The sequence below is a fragment of the Actinoplanes sp. NPDC049265 genome (assembly GCF_043197135.1).
Taxonomy (GTDB): domain Bacteria; phylum Actinomycetota; class Actinomycetes; order Mycobacteriales; family Micromonosporaceae; genus Actinoplanes.
The window spans coordinates 198044-213678 of record NZ_JBICSP010000004.1; the positions used below are offsets into that span (position 1 = coordinate 198044).

General features: G+C 71.0%; 14 protein-coding genes. 4 read left to right on the forward strand and 10 right to left on the reverse strand.

Annotated features, from left to right (window positions below; genetic code table 11):
- Window positions 1-42: 42 nt before the first annotated feature.
- The 10 genes from ACGFIO_RS13045 to ACGFIO_RS13090 form a co-directional block, all read right to left on the reverse strand.
- Window positions 43-864 (reverse strand): IclR family transcriptional regulator C-terminal domain-containing protein, encoded by an 822-nt coding sequence (locus ACGFIO_RS13045; RefSeq protein WP_392825879.1) that lies wholly within the window; start codon window positions 862-864, stop codon window positions 43-45.
- Window positions 854-1726: a branched-chain amino acid ABC transporter permease gene (locus ACGFIO_RS13050; protein ID WP_392825881.1), complete on the reverse strand. Its 873-nt coding sequence runs from the start codon at window positions 1724-1726 to the stop codon at window positions 854-856. The genes ACGFIO_RS13045 and ACGFIO_RS13050 overlap by 11 nt, the downstream gene beginning before the upstream one ends.
- Complete coding sequence (locus ACGFIO_RS13055; RefSeq protein ID WP_392825883.1) at window positions 1723-2496, reverse strand: ABC transporter ATP-binding protein; 774 nt, start codon at window positions 2494-2496, stop codon at window positions 1723-1725. Before ACGFIO_RS13055 ends, ACGFIO_RS13050 begins: the two co-directional genes overlap by 4 nt.
- Window positions 2493-3524: a branched-chain amino acid ABC transporter permease gene (locus ACGFIO_RS13060; RefSeq protein WP_392825885.1), complete on the reverse strand. Its 1032-nt coding sequence runs from the start codon at window positions 3522-3524 to the stop codon at window positions 2493-2495. Before ACGFIO_RS13060 ends, ACGFIO_RS13055 begins: the two co-directional genes overlap by 4 nt.
- On the reverse strand, window positions 3514-4248 hold the full coding sequence (locus ACGFIO_RS13065) for an ABC transporter ATP-binding protein (protein ID WP_392825887.1): 735 nt from the start codon (window positions 4246-4248) through the stop codon (window positions 3514-3516). The genes ACGFIO_RS13060 and ACGFIO_RS13065 overlap by 11 nt, the downstream gene beginning before the upstream one ends.
- On the reverse strand, window positions 4245-5456 hold the full coding sequence (locus ACGFIO_RS13070) for an ABC transporter substrate-binding protein (RefSeq protein ID WP_392825889.1): 1212 nt from the start codon (window positions 5454-5456) through the stop codon (window positions 4245-4247). The genes ACGFIO_RS13065 and ACGFIO_RS13070 overlap by 4 nt, the downstream gene beginning before the upstream one ends.
- Before the next feature lie 242 nt (window positions 5457-5698).
- Window positions 5699-7648: a dipeptide ABC transporter ATP-binding protein gene (locus tag ACGFIO_RS13075; RefSeq protein ID WP_392825892.1), complete on the reverse strand. Its 1950-nt coding sequence runs from the start codon at window positions 7646-7648 to the stop codon at window positions 5699-5701.
- A 12-nt stretch (window positions 7649-7660) separates the two neighbouring features.
- Complete coding sequence (locus ACGFIO_RS13080; RefSeq protein WP_392825895.1) at window positions 7661-8515, reverse strand: ABC transporter permease; 855 nt, start codon at window positions 8513-8515, stop codon at window positions 7661-7663.
- On the reverse strand, window positions 8512-9471 hold the full coding sequence (locus ACGFIO_RS13085; protein ID WP_392825897.1) for an ABC transporter permease: 960 nt from the start codon (window positions 9469-9471) through the stop codon (window positions 8512-8514). Before ACGFIO_RS13085 ends, ACGFIO_RS13080 begins: the two co-directional genes overlap by 4 nt.
- Window positions 9472-9473: 2 nt before the next feature.
- Window positions 9474-11222 (reverse strand): peptide ABC transporter substrate-binding protein, encoded by a 1749-nt coding sequence (locus ACGFIO_RS13090; protein WP_392825899.1) that lies wholly within the window; start codon window positions 11220-11222, stop codon window positions 9474-9476.
- A 160-nt stretch (window positions 11223-11382) separates the two neighbouring features.
- Here ACGFIO_RS13090 and ACGFIO_RS13095 point away from each other — a divergent pair, with 160 nt between their 5' ends.
- The 4 genes from ACGFIO_RS13095 to ACGFIO_RS13110 are packed head-to-tail and all read left to right on the forward strand — an operon-like array spanning window position 11383 to window position 15567.
- On the forward strand, window positions 11383-12522 hold the full coding sequence (locus ACGFIO_RS13095; RefSeq protein WP_392825902.1) for an ROK family protein: 1140 nt from the start codon (window positions 11383-11385) through the stop codon (window positions 12520-12522).
- 38 nt (window positions 12523-12560) lie between these two features.
- On the forward strand, window positions 12561-14063 hold the full coding sequence (locus ACGFIO_RS13100; protein WP_392825904.1) for a M81 family metallopeptidase: 1503 nt from the start codon (window positions 12561-12563) through the stop codon (window positions 14061-14063).
- Window positions 14060-14989 (forward strand): ROK family protein, encoded by a 930-nt coding sequence (locus tag ACGFIO_RS13105; protein ID WP_392825906.1) that lies wholly within the window; start codon window positions 14060-14062, stop codon window positions 14987-14989. The genes ACGFIO_RS13100 and ACGFIO_RS13105 overlap by 4 nt, the downstream gene beginning before the upstream one ends.
- 56 nt (window positions 14990-15045) lie before the next feature.
- The gene (locus ACGFIO_RS13110) at window positions 15046-15567 is read left to right on the forward strand and encodes a DUF2267 domain-containing protein (protein ID WP_392825908.1); all 522 of its coding nucleotides are present in this window, start codon (window positions 15046-15048) and stop codon (window positions 15565-15567) included.
- The last annotated feature ends 68 nt before the right edge of the window (window positions 15568-15635 follow it).

Consider the following 15635-nt stretch of genomic DNA (forward strand, 5'->3'; position numbering starts at 1 on the left):
CGTGGGCCGGCCGGTGCTGCGGCGTGGCCCACGCGACACGATCTAGCGGGTGAAGCCGTTGCGGGTGGTGCGGTGCTGGATCGGGGCGGCGCGCAGGTCGTGGCTCATCCGCTCGGCGAACAGGCGCAGCTCGGGCACCAGCTCGGACCGGATCGCCTTGAGGGTCCAGCTGGCGGCGTTGACGATCGCGCCGAGCGCCGCCACCGCCGATCCGTTCTGGTCGCGGATCGGCACGGCGACCGACCGGACCCCGCTGGACATCTGCTGGTCGTTCACGGCGTAGCCGTTCTTGCGGACCGCGTCGAGCTGTTTCTCCAGCTCGTCCATGGTCTCCAGGGTGTGCGGGGTGTACCGCTTGAACTCCAGCAGGCTCTGCTCGGCCTTCCAGTGCTCGGGCGACAGGTCGGCCAGCAGCACCCGGCCCTGGGCGGTGGAGAAGGCCGGGTAGCGGCTGCCGACGTTGATGTCGACCGAGATGAGCCGGTTGGCCGGGGTCTCGCGGACGATGTGCACGATGTCGGCGTCGTCGAGCACGGCGATGGAGGCGAACTCGTCCATCTGGCCGACCAGTTCCAGCAGGTACGGCGTACCCACCGCGGTCAGTGGCTGACGGCCCAGGTAGGCGTACCCGAACTCGAACACCCGGGGCCGGATCTCGTAGCAGCCGTCGGAGCGCTCGCCCACGTACCCCAGGCTCATCAGGGTGATCAGCGACCGGCGGGCCGCGGCCCGGCTCACCCCGGCGCTCTCCGCGACCTCGCGCAGGCTCATCGTCTCGCCCTGCCCGAGCGCGAGCAGCACGGCCAGGCCACGTTCGAGCGAGACGACCCGGTCCCGGGGATTGATCTCGCGCTCAGGTGGCATGGGCGGCCGCGCTCCTTCGTCCGAGCAGACCCTGCGGCCTGAAGATCAGCAGTACCAGCAGGATGCCGAACGCGATCACCAGGGTGTAGTTGGTGCTGATGTACCGGCCGGTCAGCTGGGTGACCACGCCCAGCAGCAGACCGCCCAGCATCGACCCCCACAGGTCGCCGAAGCTGCCGATGGTCGCGGCCACGAAACCGTAGATGCCGAAGGTCAGCGCCGAGGCGTAGTCGGTGTACTGCACCGGGGTGAAGACCACACCGGCCAGCCCGGCCAGCCCCGCGGTGAAGATCATCGCGGCCGCACCGACCCGGCGGGGTGCGATGCCGAGCAGCTGGCTCGTCTGGGTGTTGGCCGCGCAGGCCCGCATGGCCCGGCCGATGTTCGACCGCTGCAGGGCCGCCGCGATCGACACGATCGACACCAGGGCCACGGCGATGACGATGACGTACTGCCCGTCGATGCTGCTGCCGCCGACCGGAACCCGGAAACCGGAGATCCACCGCGGCAGCGTCTGCGGGTCGGCGCTGATGCCCTTGGCCACCACGTTGGCGACCAGGTCACCGAAGACCAGGGTGGCCAGGATGACCACGACGGCCGGGCTGTTGCGGCGCCACAGCGGGGACACCAGGGCGACCCAGAGCACCCCGCCGACCGCGGCCGCGATGAGCACCCCGCCGATCGCGGCCAGCGGATAGCTCAGGTGGTGCTGGGTCAGCCACCACGTCGCCATCCCGCCGACCATGACGAAGCCGCCCTGGGCGAAGTTCACGATCCCGGTGGTCCGGTAGATCAGCGAGTAGCCGATGGCCACCAGGGCGTACACGCTGCCGGTGGCGATGCCGATGATGAGAACGGTCATGAGTTCTCTCCGTCCAGGCTCAGGTACGCGGACCGGACCGCCTCGTTCGCCTCGATCTCGTCCGGGGTGCCCTCGGCGATCACCCGGCCGAAGTTCATCGCGGTGATGCGGTCGGAGATGCCGAAGACGAACGGCACGTCGTGGTCGACCACCAGCACGCTCATGCCGTGTTCGTCGCGCAGGCTCCGGATGGCCTCGGTCATCCGGTCGATCTCCAGCCGGTTCAGGCCGGCGGCGGGCTCGTCGAGCAGCAGGACCAGCGGTTCGGCGGCCACCGCGCGGGCGATCTCCAGCAACCGGAGCTGCCCGAAGCTGAGGCCGCCGGCGTCCAGCCCGGCCAGCTGTTCCAGCCCGAAGGACCGCAGCAGGCCGCGGGCGCGCTCACGTTGCGCGCGCTCGCTGGCCCGGTAGCCGGGCGTGCCGAACAGCGCCGCGAGCAGGCCGCCGGTGTGCTTCTCGGTCATGCCGACGAGCACGTTGTCGAGTACGCCGAGCCCGGCGATCGGGGTGGCGTGCTGGAACGTGGTGACCAGCCGGGACCGGGCGATCCGGGACGGGTTGAGCCCGGTCAGGTCGGTCTCGCCCAGCATGATCCGCCCGGCGTCCGGGAGGACGAACCCGGCCAGCGACTTGAGCAGTGTCGACTTGCCCGCGCCGTTCGGGCCGATCAGGCCGACGATCGCCCGCTCGGGGATGCTCAGGTTGACGTCGCGCAGGGCGTGCACGCCGCCGTAGCGCTTGCTGACCGCGGTCGCGGCGAGCCCGGTCACCGGTCCGCTCCGACCGGCTCGGGCGTGCCGGTGGGATCCGGGGCGCCCGGCGGCGCGGTGGCCGGCCGGTCACCGCCGCCGCGGCCCAGGCGTTGCAGCCAGTGCGGCGGGTCGAGCAGACCGCCCGGCCGGAACAGGATGATCAGCAGCAGCACGATGTCGAAGAGGATGGTCTGGTAGTCGGCGAGGGCGGCGAACTCCTGCGGCACCAGGAGGATCACGGCCGCGCCGACGATCGGGGCCAGGGTACGGCCGCGCCCGCCGAGGAACAGCATCACGAACAGGTTCACGCCGATCGACGAGTCGTACAGGTCCGGGCTGACGTACGTGGTGAACCCGACGTACAGGGCGCCGCCGACCGCCCCGAACACCGCGGCCAGGATGAACGCCAGCACCTTGTAGCGCTGAACCCGCAGTCCGAGGCTGGCGCCGGCCTCCTCCCGGCTGGAGATGGTCTGCCACGCGCGGCCGATGTGCGAGTCACGCACGCGCACGCCGATCCACGTCGCCACCGCGACCAGGATCCAGCACCCCACGAAGGCCTGCCGCGGGTCGGCCAGAGAGAAGGACCCGATCGCCAGCGGGGGTACGCCGGAGATGCCGACACTGCCCCCGGTGAACCCGGTCGCGCCGGTCAGGTAGCCGAACGTCCCGAGGGCCAGGGCGAACGTGGCCATCGTCAGGTAATGCCCGCGCAACCGCAGCAACGGCACACCGACGATGGTCGCCGCCACCATGGACAGCACGATCCCGGCCAGCAGGGCCAGCCATGGGTTCCAGACGTGCCGTACGGTCAGGATGGCCAGGCTGTACCCGCCCACCGCCATGAACGCGGTCTGCGCGAAGGTGACCAGGCCGACGTAGCCGACGAAGACGTTCAACCCGACCACGATGATCGCGTAGATCGCGACCAGGGTCAGGTTGTAGATCCAGAATGAGTCGTTGCCCGCGAAGAACACGAGCAGGATGATCGCCACGATCAGCGGCGCGGCGTAAGTGCGGGCGAGCTGCCGGACGTCAACGCGCATGCCCGTCGCCTCCTCCCAGGTAGAGGTCGGCCAGTTCGGCGTCCGAGGGCCGGCCGTTCTCCCGTCGTTCCAGTTCCTCACCGTGGTGCAGGACCAGGGTCAGGGCCGGGGTGACCGGCAGCGGCACGGCCTTCTGCTCGACCACGATCATCGACAGGCCGTCGGCCGCCAGCCGCCCGAGCGCCTCGTAGACCTGCCCGACCGGCTGCGGGGCCAGGCCCAGCGAAGGCTCGTCGAGCAGCAGCACGGACGGGTCGCTGAGCAGCGCCCGGGCGATGGCCAGCATCTGCATCTCGCCGCCGGAGAGGGTCGAGCAGTCCTGGTCGAGCCGCTTGCCGAGAATCGGGAACAGGTCGATGGCGCGGGCCAGGTGCTGCCGGTAGTCGCCGCGCCGCCGGGCCCGCCAGCCCAGGATCAGGTTGTCGGCGACGCTCACCCCCGGCAGCGGGCCGCGGCCCTCGGGCACCAGGGACACCCCGCGGCGGACGCGGCGGTACGCGGGCACCTTGGTGACGCGTACCCCCTCGACCCGCACCTCTCCCCCGGCCACCGGGACCAGCCCGGCGATCGCGTTCACCAGGCTGGTCTTGCCCGCTCCGTTCGTGCCCAGGACCAGGACCAGCTCGGCCGGCCCGACCGAGAAGCTCAACGGGGACAGGGCGTGGACGTTGCCGTAGCGCACGCCCACGTCCTGCACCTCGAGCACGGGGGCCGTCGTCGTCATGAGGCCGCGGGGGTGTAGACGACGTCGAGCTTGCCGGCGTTCATCTTCACGATGCCCAGCGGGTTGGGCGTGCTGCCCTGCCCGGTGAGGTCGCTCTCGGAGAACTTGTAGGCCGACATGGTGCCGGTGTAGTTGACCTTGGCCAGGGCGGCCCGGAGCTCCTCACCGGTGGTGGCGCCGCTGGCCTTGATGGCCTCGGCCAGGATCATCACCGAGTCCCAGCCGCGCCCGGCGTTGCCGATGCCCGGCTTGTCGGCGTAGGCGGCCTGATAGATCGGCAGGAACTTCTCGTTGGCCGCCTTGATCTGCGGGTCGTTGTTCTTGGGCGAGATCTGCGGTGCGATCGCGGTCAGGAACGCCTTCGGGTACGCCTGTGCGGCCGGCTCGAAGGTGGCCACCTCGTCGGTGCCCATGACGATCGGGATGTCGAGATTGAGCGTGGCCGCGCCCTTGGCCTCGACGATGTGCACCGGCCCGGACAGCACGTCGATGATCGCCTGCGCGCCCTGGGCCTTGGCCTTGGACAGCTGCGGGGTGACGTCGGTGGCGCTGGTCTCGACCGCCTCCGAGGCCACCACGGTCAGACCGCCGGCCTTGGCCGCGGCGCCCATCGCGGCCGCCGCGCCCTGCCCGTACGGGGTCTGCGAGTACAGCACGGCCACCTTGGTCACCTTGAGCGACTTCACGTAGTCGAGGTCGATCTGGTTGGTCTTGGACACCGGCTGCAGCGTGGAGAAGATCCACTTGCTGTTCGGCGGCAGGACCGAGGCGGCGATCATCGGCACCTTGCGCGGCTCGATGATCGGGGCGTCGGCGGCGGTCGCGGCCGACGTCGAACCGCCGATGATCACGCTGACCTTCTGCTGGTTGATCAGCTGGTTGGTGACCGGTACGGCCTTGGCCGCGTTGGACTGCATGTCCTGGGTGACGACCTCGAACTTCTTGCCGTTGACGCCGCCGTTCTTGTTCAGGTAGTCGACGGCGAGGTTGACGCCGTTGCCGAACGGGTTGTCCACGGCGGCCAGGTAACCGGTCTTCCCGATGGCCAGGCCGATCTTGACCGTGCCGCCGCCGGAACCACCGCCTCCGCTGTTGCTGTCGCTGTTGCCGCCGCACGCGACGAGCGCGCCGGCGAGAACGACACCGAGGGCCGGGGCGAGCCACCGGACATGGGCTCGTGAGCGTAATGGGTCGGACGCATATGTCATGGCTGACGTCCTCTCGGACATGAAAGCTGCTGTTGGTTCAACGTTGTGGCTCGGCGACCCGGGGGTCAGCTGTGCGCAGTGCGCACAACCAGCTTCATTTGCGCACAGGGAGCGTTGCATGATTGTCCGACAATCGTCAAGAACGTTGAACACGATTTTGAAACTAGATCGACACAGGTCCGACACAGGAAGGGCCGGCGGAGGGAAGGGCCCGGCCGGGACCGGAGGCGGGCGCCGGCGGGTCAGGCCGGGCGGAGCGGGAAGTGGCAGGCGACCTGGTGCGGCGTCCCGGTCAGGGCCGGCTCGGTCGTGCAGATGTCGGCGGCGCGCGGGCAGCGGGTGCGGAACCGGCAGCCGGTCGGCGGGTCGATGGCGCTGGGCAGCTCGCCCTCGATGACGACGCGCTCGCGGGACGGGGCGTCGACGGTCGGGACGGCGTCGATCAGGGCCTGGGTGTACGGGTGCCGGGCGGCGCGCACCACGTCGCGAGCCGGGCCGACCTCGACCAGCTTGCCGAGGTACATCACGCCGATCCGGTCGGCCATGTAGTCGACGACGGCCAGGTCGTGGCTGATGAACACGTAGGCCAGGCCGAGCTCGCGCTGCAGGTCCCGCATCAGGTTGAGAACCTGGGCCTGGATCGACACGTCGAGCGCGCTGACCGGCTCGTCGCCGACGATCAGGCGGGGGTGCAGGGCCAGGGATCGGGCCAGGCCGATGCGCTGCAGCTGACCGCCGGAGAACTCGTGCGGGTAGCGCTCCAGCACGCCCGGGGACAGGCCGACCTGGTCGAGCAGGGTGCTGATCCGGGCCCGCCGGTCGCCGACCTTCTGGATCTCGAGGGGCTCGGCCAGGATGGCGTCGACGCGCATCCGCGGGTTCATGGCGGCATAGCTGTCCTGGAACATCAGCTGCACCTGGCGATGCATGCGACGGCGCTCGCGGCCGGTCAGGCCGGCTGTATCCGTACCCTCGAGAACGATCTTGCCGTCGGTGGGCTGCTCGAGACCGACGGCGAGGCGGCCGACCGTGGACTTGCCGCAGCCGGACTCGCCGACCAGGCCGAAGGTCTCACCCGGAGCGACCTCGAACGAGACGCCGGCAACCGCGCTGACGTGGCCCGCGCCCCGGCGTACGGGATAGTTCTTGACCAGGTCGTGGACGGCCAGGACGGGCTCAGCGTCGAACTCCCGCACCGCCCGCGGGGTTTCCTGGATCGTCACGCGGGTCCGCGGCGGCGCCGGGTGCAGGCAGGCGAACCGGTGATCGGTTCCGGTCGGCGGGATGTCGCCGGAGCGGCACTCGTCGGTGGCATGCCGGCAGCGCGGGGCGAACGGGCAACCGGTCAGCGGCTGGGACAGATCGGGCGGCAGACCGGGGATGCTGTAGAGGCGTTCGCCGTGTGCCGCCTCGGGCAGCGCCTCCAGCAGGGCCTCGGTGTAGCGGTGCCGGGGTGCGCGGAACAGCTCGCGGGTGGCGGCGGTCTCGACCACCCGGCCGGCGTACATGACCGCGACCCGGTCGGCGCGGCCGGCGATCACGCCCAGGTCGTGGGTGACCAGGATGACCGCCATCCCGAACTCCTCGCGCAGGTCGTCGATCAGCTCGAGGATCTGCCGCTGGGTGGTGACGTCGAGCGCGGTGGTGGGCTCGTCGGCGATCAGCAGGCGCGGCGAGCAGACCAGGGCCATCGCGATCGCCACCCGCTGCCGCATGCCGCCGGAGAGCTCGTGCGGGTAGTTGTCGGCGATCTTGTCGGGCCGCGGCATGCCGACGCGGCGCAGCATGTCGATCGCGCGTACCCGGGCCTCGGCCTTGCCGACCTTGTTGTGCACCCGCAGCGGCTCGGCGACCTGGGCGCCGATGCGCATGGTCGGGTTGAGCGAGGTCAACGGATCTTGAAAGACCATGCCCATGCGTACGCCGCGGATGCGGCGAACCTCGTCGGCCGGAAGGGTGCGCAGGTCCCGTCCCTCGAAGACGATCTCGCCGCCGGTGACCCGGCCGCCGTGCGGCAGCAGGCCCATGATGGACAGTGCGGTCATCGTCTTGCCGCTGCCCGATTCGCCGACCACGCCCAGGGTTTCGCCCGGCCTGACGTCGAGGCTGACGCCGGCGAGGGCGTGCACGGTGCCGCGGCGCAGGCTGATGCCGGTGTCGAGGTCGCGCAGCTGAAGCAGAGGCGTACTCACTGGGGGTTCCTTTCAGCGCCGGCGCAGGCGGACCTCGAAGGCGTCGCGCAGGCCGTCGCCGATGAAGTTGAAGGCGAGCACGATGAGGATGATGGCGATGCCCGGTGGGTAGAGCAGCCACCAGTGGCCGCTGTAGGTGTCGGCCAGGCCGTCGGAGAGCATCCCGCCCCAGTTGGCCGCCGGCGGCGGCACGCCCAGGCCGAGGAAGGACAGGTACGCCACATAGAGGATCGCGTCGGCGACCTGGAAGGTGGCGTTGACGATGACCGTGCCGATGGCGTTGGGCACGATGTGCCGCCGCACGGCCCGGCCGCCGGTCCCGCCCATGCCGCGCATCGCCTGCACGTACTCGCGGGACCGCAGGCTCAGCGCCTCGCCGCGGACCAGCCGGGCCGGGCCCAGCCAGGCGAAGGCGCCGATGATCACGATCAGCATCGGCACGCTCGGGGTGACGATCGCGGCCAGCAGCATGAACAGGAACAGGGCGGGGATCGACATCATCGCGTCGACCACCCGCATCATGGCCGAGTCGACCCAACCGCCGGCGAACCCGGCCACCGCGCCCCAGAGCGTGCCGGCCGCGGTGGCGAGCAGCCCGGCCGCCAGCCCGACGATGATCGACGTCTGTCCGCCGAGCATCATGCGGCCGAGCTGGTCGTAGCCGACGCCGTCGGTGCCGAGCGGATGCCCCGCGCCGGGCGGCAGGTGCACCGAGGCGAGGTCGGTGTGCACCTGGTCGGTGTGGTAGACCAGCGGGCCGAGGAAGCAGACCGCGGCCAGCAGCACGAAGATGCCGGCGCCGACCAGGGCGAGCCGGTTCTCCACGAAGACGCCGGCGCCGCGCCGGAACGAGGTGAGCGTGCTCATGTGGAGGTCCCCCGCAGCCGGACCCGGGGGTCGGCGGCGGCGTAGAGCAGGTCGGCCAGCATGGCCCCGACCACCGTGGCGATGGTGATGACGACCGTGACGCCGAGCAGGATCGGGTAGTCCCGTTTCAGCGCCGCCTGCCAGAACAGCTGGCCCATGCCGGGGAAGTTGAACAGCGACTCGACCACCAGCGCGCCGCTGAACAGGGCGGGCAGGTACATGCCGAGCAGGCCGATGACCGGGAAGAGGCCGTTGCGCAGGGTGTGCACGAGAACCACCCGCCATTCGGGGAGGCCTTTGCTGCGCGCCGTACGCACGTAGTTCTCGTTGAGGTTGTCGACCATCGACGAGCGCACGTATCGCGAATAGACCGCGACGGTGACGACGGCCAGGGTGACCACCGGCAGCACCAGCCCGGCCGGGTCGGCGAACATCTCACCGACCGTGAAGCCCTGCGGCGCCTCCGGGGGCAGCACCGGCCACACCTGCGAGAACAGGATGATCATCAGCAGACCCATGAAGAAGATCGGGGTGGCGTAGGCCAGCAGCGACAGCGACGTGATGGCGTAGTCGGGCCAGCGGTTGCGGCGTACGGCTTGCACCACGCCCAGCGGGATGGCGACCACGACGGCCAGCACGGTGGACAGCAGCGACAGCACCATGGTCTTGGGCAGCCGCTGCTCGATCGCCTCCAGCACCGACTGGTTCAGCTGGTACGAGTACCCGAAGTCCCCGGTCACCAGCCGCCGCAGGTAGAGCGCGTACTGCACGTACCACGGCCGGTCGTACCCCATGTCGTGGTTGAACGCCGCCAGCTGGTCCAGCGTCGCCTCCTTGCCGAGCGTGGCCCGCGCCGCCCCGCCGGGCAGCAGGTGCAGCAGGACGAAGGCGATCACCGTGACCAGCACGATCACGATGAGCGCCTGTCCCACGCGGGTGACCAGGTAGCGGACCATGGCTACTTCCAGGACCAGTCCTGGAAGTACATGTAGTTCATCGGGTCCTGTGGCTCGACCCCCTGCAGACCCGAGCGGTACGCCGAGGTCTGGTAGACCGGGTTGGGCATCCACAGCACCGGCAGGTCCTTGGCCAGGAAGTCGTTGTACTCCTTCAGCGAGCTCGCGCCGTCGCCGGTGGCGAACTGGGTGGCGTCGATCAGCCGGTCCGCCTCCGGGTTGCTGTAGCTGCCCAGGTTGACCGGGGCGCCGGTGGCGAACAGCCGCTCGCCGCTGGCGAAGGCCGGGTAATACCAGCTGCCCTGCGAACCGAAGAACGACATGTCCCACGAGCAGCTGGCCTCGGAGGGCTTGCAGGCCGGGGTGACCGCGACCGAGTCCGGTACCTCCTTGATGGTCAGCGTGATGCCGAGCTTGGCCATCTGCGACTTGATCTCGGCGAACATCTTGGTGGTGGCGGCGAAGCCGGTCTGGCTGGTGACAGTGAAGGTCAGCGGCTGGCCGGCGGCGACGCCGGTGCCGCACTGGGCCGCCGTCTGGCAGGTGGTCTGCCCGTCCGGGGTGACCTTCCAGCCGTGGCTCTCCAGCAGCTGCTTGGCGGCGGCCGGGTCGAACTTGTAGACGCAGCCGGTGCTGTCGGTGGTGCCCGGCTTGGGCGGGACCGGGCCGCAGGTCGGCGCGGCGGTGTCCGACCAGATGGCCTTGCTGATGGACGGCTGGTCGATCAGCATCTGCATGGCCTGGCGCAGGTACGGCTGCTTGAACAGCACCCCGGTCTTCGGGTTGTTGTAGTTGAGCTGCAGGTAGGTGATGGACCAGCCGTACCACGGTGCGACCTTGTAGCCCTTGGACTCCAGGTACGACTTCTGCGACACGTTGGCCGCCGGCACGTACCCGTAGTCGATCTGGCCGGCCCGCAACACGTTGAACTCGGCGTCGTCACCGGTGAACGGCCGCAGCACGATCTTGGACAGCTTCGCCTTGTCGGCGCCGGTGTACGCGTCCTGCCGGGCCAGCGTGACCTCGCCGTTGGGCACGTACTTCTCGAGCTTCCACGGCCCGCTGTTGACCTTCCACAGCGGGTTGGAGTCGTACGTCTTGGGGTCCTTGGACGCCGCGGTCAGGGTCGCGAAGACCTTCTTGGCGCCGTCCGGCTGGGCCGCCTGCCCGTCGGCGTCCCAGGCGTGCCGCGGCAGCGGCGTGATCCGGTTGAGCTGGTTGTCGACGAACCAGGCCGTGTTGTACGCCTTGGTCGTGGTCAGCGAGAACGTCTTGCCGTCGGTGACCGTCCACTTGGCGAGGTTGTCGGGCAGGCTGCCCTCGCGGTAGGACGCCCACTTGTCCTTGTTGTTGCTGACCAGGTCGTACCAGAACTGGATGTCCTTGGTGGTCAGCGGGGTGCCGTCGGACCACTTGGCGTCCTTGAGCGTGATGGTCAGCGTCTTGCCGCCGTCGCTGACCTTGGGCGGCTCGGCCAGGGACCGCTGCGGGTCGATGTTGAACTCGGCCGTGCCGTCCAGCTTGTACGAGTACAGCGACTTGTAGAGGGCCTGGCCGAAGATCGCGTTCTCGCCCTGGGTGAAGCCGGGCGCCGAGATCGGCAGGATCCAGTTCGGGGTACGCAGCGCCACCGTCGCCGAGTCTTTGTTCGCCCCCTGGCCGTTCTTGGCCGTGTCACCGCCGCCGCAGGCCCCGAGCCCGCTGACGAGGGCGACAGCACCGGCCGCGGCCAGCACAACTCTGCTCTTCATGGCCGTGAACCTAAACCCGCAAAAGTTTCAGGTCAACGAAAACTAGGGGCTTAGTTCGGTTACTTTCGCCGTGCTACGTTCGAAGTCGGCCGAAGCTTCGACCGAACTTCTCGCCGGGCAGACTGAATCGCAAGATCGGCCCCGGAACCAGGAGAGGCCCGTGCAACCCTCGATCCCCGCCACGCTGCGCGAGCAGACCCTCGGCCTGCTGTCCAGCGGCGCGGCCACCTCCCGCAGCGACCTGGTCGAGGCGCTGCGGGTGGCGCCGTCCACGGTCACCGCGGTGGTGCGCCGGCTGATCGAGGAGGGCGTGCTGCTGGAGGAGGGCGTCGGCCGGTCCACCGGCGGGCGCCGGCCCCGCATCCTGCGCCTGCGCGCGACCGACGGGGTGCTGGCCGTCGCCGAGCTCGGCGGCCGGCACGCCCGGGTCGGGCTGCTCTCCCCCGCCGGCGTGCTCCGCCGCGCCGAAGAGGTGCCGATCGACATCGCCGCCGGCCCCGAGCAGGTCTTCGGCGCCTTCAAGGAGACGTTCACCCGGCTGCAGGCGGCCGACGCGCCCGGGCAGCCGCTGCTCGGCGTCGGCGTCGCGCTGCCCGGTCCGGTGGAGTTTCCCGGCGGGCGGGTGGTCGGCCCGGCCCGCATGCCCGGCTGGAGCGGCCTCGACCCGGCCCGGCACCTCTCCACGGTGTTCGACGGCTTCGCCGGCCCGGTGCTGGTCGACAACGACGCCAAGGCCGCGGGCATCGGGGAGTACGTCACCCGGTCCCTCGCCGCCCGCGACATGATCTACGTCAAGGCCGGCACCGGCATCGGCGCGTGCCTGGTCAGCGACGGGCAGATCTACCGCGGCGGCGGTGGCCTGAGCGGCGACGTCACCCACGTGCGGGTGGCCGACAGCGGCGAGCGGCAGTGCTCCTGCGGCAGCCGCGGCTGCCTCGAGACGGTGGCCAGCGGCGCCGCCCTGGCCCGCGAACTCTCCGCCCCCGGCCTGCCCGACATCATGGTCGCGGTGGCCGACGGCGATCCCGCCGTGGTGACAGCGGTCCGCCAGGCCGGCCGGCTGCTCGGAGTGGCCCTCAGCGGCCTGGTCAACTTCCTCAACCCCGACGCCGTCGTCATCGGCGGCGCCCTGTCCAGCCTGGGCGTCTACGTCGCGGCGACCAAGGGCGTGCTCTACGAGCGCTGCCTGCCGTCGATGACCGAGTCCCTGTCCATCGAGGCCAGTGTCGCCGGCCCCGACGCGGCCCTGGTCGGCCTGGGTCAGCTGCTGCGCACGGCCGCCGACGCCCGAACGTCGTAAGTCGTGTTCCACGACCCGGTCGAGATCGAGGAGACCACATGCGCGTCGCCGTCGGCGGCATCCACATCGAGTCCAGCACGTTCTCGCCGCACCTGAGCACGGCCGAGGACTTCGAGGTCACCCGGGGCGACGCGTTACTGGCCCGGTACGACTGGCTCACGGCGCCGTGGGCCGCCGGCATCGAGTGGATCCCGCTGGTGCACGCCCGAGCGCTTCCCGGCGGAGCCGTGGATCCGGCGGCCTATCGCGCCTGGAAGACCGAGATCGTGGACGGCCTCGCCGCGGCCGGCCCGCTCGACGGCATGCTCCTCGACTTCCACGGCGCGATGAGCGTGGCCGGCGACACGATCGACGACGCCGAGGGTGACCTGGCCACCGCCATCCGCTCGGTGCTCGGCCCCGAGCCGATGATCTCGGCGGCGATGGACCTGCACGGCAACGTGTCCCGGGTCCTGTTCGACGCCTGCGACCTGCTGACCTGCTATCGCACCGCGCCGCACGTGGACGTGTGGGAGACCCGCGAGCGCGCCGCCCGCAACCTGGCCGAGGCGCTGCGCCGGGGCGAACGCCCGCGCAAGGCCCTGGTCCACGTCCCGATCCTGCTGCCCGGCGAGCAGACCAGCACCCGCGAGGAACCGGCCCGCGGCCTGTACGCCCGCATCCCCGAGATCGAGTCCCGCCCCGGCATCGTCGACGCGGCCATCTGGATCGGCTTCGCCTGGGCCGACCAGCCCCGCTGCCGCGCCGCCGTCGTCGTCACCGGCTACGACTCCCCCGAGCCGCCCACCGCGGCCACGCCTACCCCCGACTCACCCGCCGCGGCCTCGCCCACCGGGTCTTCTTCGCCGGTCGCCGACGCTGCTCTCGAGCTGGCGGAGTTGTTCTGGGCGGCGCGCGAGCGGTTCTCCTTCGTCGCGCCGACCGGGTCGATGGACGAGTGCCTGGACGCGGCCGAGGCGTCGGCGAAGCGGCCGTTCTTCATCAGCGACTCGGGCGACAACCCCGGCGCGGGCGGGGCCGACGACGTCACCTACGCGTTGTCCCGAATGCTGGCCCGGGCCTCCGAGCGGCGTGCCGTCTTCGCCTCCCTGGTCGACCCCGAGGCCGTCGCCGCGGTCGCCGGGCGGCCGGTCGGCTCACCGGTGCGGGTGACGGCCGGTGGACGGATCGACCGCCGCGACCCCGGGCCGGTCGAGCTGGTCGGCACCCTGGAGGCGGTCGCCGACGATCCGGACGGCGGGCGCTGCGTGAGCGTACGCGTCAAGGGTCTCAGCGTCTTTCTCACCTCCCGCCGCATGCAGTACCGGCTGCTCGAGTCCTACCGGCGGCTCGGTGTCGACGTGCGCGCCGCCGAGATCGTGACGGTCAAGATCGGCTATCTGGAACCGGAGCTCTTCGAGGCGGCCGGCGACTGGATGCTCGCGCTCACACCGGGCGGCGTCGACCAGCACCTCGCCCGGCTGCCGTACGAGAAGGTGGAACGACCGCTCTTTCCACTGACGCGCGATTTCGACGTCGCTCTCGCCGTGGTCGTCGCGTGACAGTCCTCGCGGTCGACGTCGGCGGCACCACGATCAAGGGCGCCGTGGTCGACGACGCGGGCCGGATCCGGCATTCGCTGACCGCACCCTCCAGTGCCGACGACGACCCGGTCGGCGCGGTCCGGGCCCTGTGCGCCCGTCTCCACACACTGAGCGCGGCCGGGGAAACCCGGGCGGCCCAGGCGATCGGCGTGGTCACGCCCGGCATCGTCGACGAGGACGAGGGCGTCGTGAAGTACGCCGCCAACCTGCGCTTCCGCGACGTCCCGCTGCGGGCGTTGATCGCCGCCGACCTCGGGCTGCCGGTGGCCGTCGGGCACGACGTGCGCGCCGCCGGGATCGCCGAGGCCATGGCCGGCGGCCTCGACGACTTCCTGCTGCTGCCGCTGGGCACCGGCATCGCGGCCGCGGTCGTCGTCGGCGGCGTCCCGCTGGCCGGGGCCACCCGCGCGGCCGGCGAGGTCGGTCACATGCCGGTCTACCCCGGCGGTGAGCGGTGCAGCTGCGGCCAGCGCGGCTGTCTCGAGGTGTACGCCTCGGCCGGCGGCCTGGCCCGCCGCTACGCCCGCCGCGGCGGCACCCCGGGCGCGGACAGCCGCACCATCGCCGCCACCATCGGCACGGATCCGGTGGCCCGCCAGGTCTGGGACGACGCCACCGCCGCGCTGGGCACGGCCCTGGCCACCCTGACGCTGACCCTCGACCCGGCCCGCATCGTGCTCGGCGGTGGCCTGGCCGACGCCGGTGACCTGTTCCTCGACCCGGTCCGGCAGCACCTCGGGGCCGCGCTGGTCTGGCGGGAACCGCCGCCGGTGGGGCGTTCGGTCTTCGGCGCCCGGGCCGCCCTGATCGGCGCGGCCGTCATGGCCCGCCGCGCGGCCGGACTCCCGGCCCCGTCCGGCTGGGCGGCTGACACCGAGGACTGAATGTGGCCCAAGCCATGGTTTAGCGGTCCGATTACCGGAAATGGTGAGTGTCCCACGTGGACAACAGAAAACCGGTGATCATGCAGCGTGACGACCCGTTGACCCAGATCCGGATCCGTGCCCATCTGTACGGCCGCAGCCAGGCCGGCCGCGTCATGACGGCTGTGCTGGAAGCACTCCGCCCGTACGTCCCGCCATCGACGTTCCGTGAGCTCGTCACTCAGCTGCCGACCGGCCTCGCGGCCACGCCGGCCGACGCGGCGCCGGGCCGCTGCGCCGACTTCGTCGCGGACGTCGCCCGCCGCCTGCACGTCGGCACGACCGACGCGGTCTTCTACGCCCGTGTGACGTTCGAGCATCTCAACGCCTACTGCCGCGGGGTCACCCCGGCGGGCCTGGCGGCGGAGCTGCCGGACGACATGCGGTCGCTGCTGACCGCCCGGGCCGACGACCCGTCGCTGCGGCCACGGCTGCTGCTGCGCACGTTCGGCTCCGCGGTGACGGCGCTCAGTCTGGCGGCTCCGGTCGCGCGGGAGCAGCCGGCCGCCCTGAAGCCGGTTCCGCGACTCTCAGTGTGAAAGTTCGCTCCTGAGGACATGCGCTCGGCACCGTCACCGTGATGGCCGAGCTGGTGACCGCGCGACAC

Coding starts and splice junctions, on each gene's coding strand:
- ACGFIO_RS13080 (WP_392825895.1), bottom strand. CDS start 8,515: ATGAGCACGCTCACCTCGTTCCGGCGCGGCGCCGGCGTCTTCGTGGAG.
- ACGFIO_RS13085 (WP_392825897.1), bottom strand. CDS start 9,471: ATGGTCCGCTACCTGGTCACCCGCGTGGGACAGGCGCTCATCGTGATC.
- ACGFIO_RS13100 (WP_392825904.1), top strand. CDS start 12,561: ATGCGCGTCGCCGTCGGCGGCATCCACATCGAGTCCAGCACGTTCTCG.
- ACGFIO_RS13065 (WP_392825887.1), bottom strand. CDS start 4,248: ATGACGACGACGGCCCCCGTGCTCGAGGTGCAGGACGTGGGCGTGCGC.
- ACGFIO_RS13090 (WP_392825899.1), bottom strand. CDS start 11,222: ATGAAGAGCAGAGTTGTGCTGGCCGCGGCCGGTGCTGTCGCCCTCGTC.
- ACGFIO_RS13060 (WP_392825885.1), bottom strand. CDS start 3,524: ATGCGCGTTGACGTCCGGCAGCTCGCCCGCACTTACGCCGCGCCGCTG.
- ACGFIO_RS13045 (WP_392825879.1), bottom strand. CDS start 864: ATGCCACCTGAGCGCGAGATCAATCCCCGGGACCGGGTCGTCTCGCTC.
- ACGFIO_RS13070 (WP_392825889.1), bottom strand. CDS start 5,456: ATGACATATGCGTCCGACCCATTACGCTCACGAGCCCATGTCCGGTGG.
- ACGFIO_RS13050 (WP_392825881.1), bottom strand. CDS start 1,726: ATGACCGTTCTCATCATCGGCATCGCCACCGGCAGCGTGTACGCCCTG.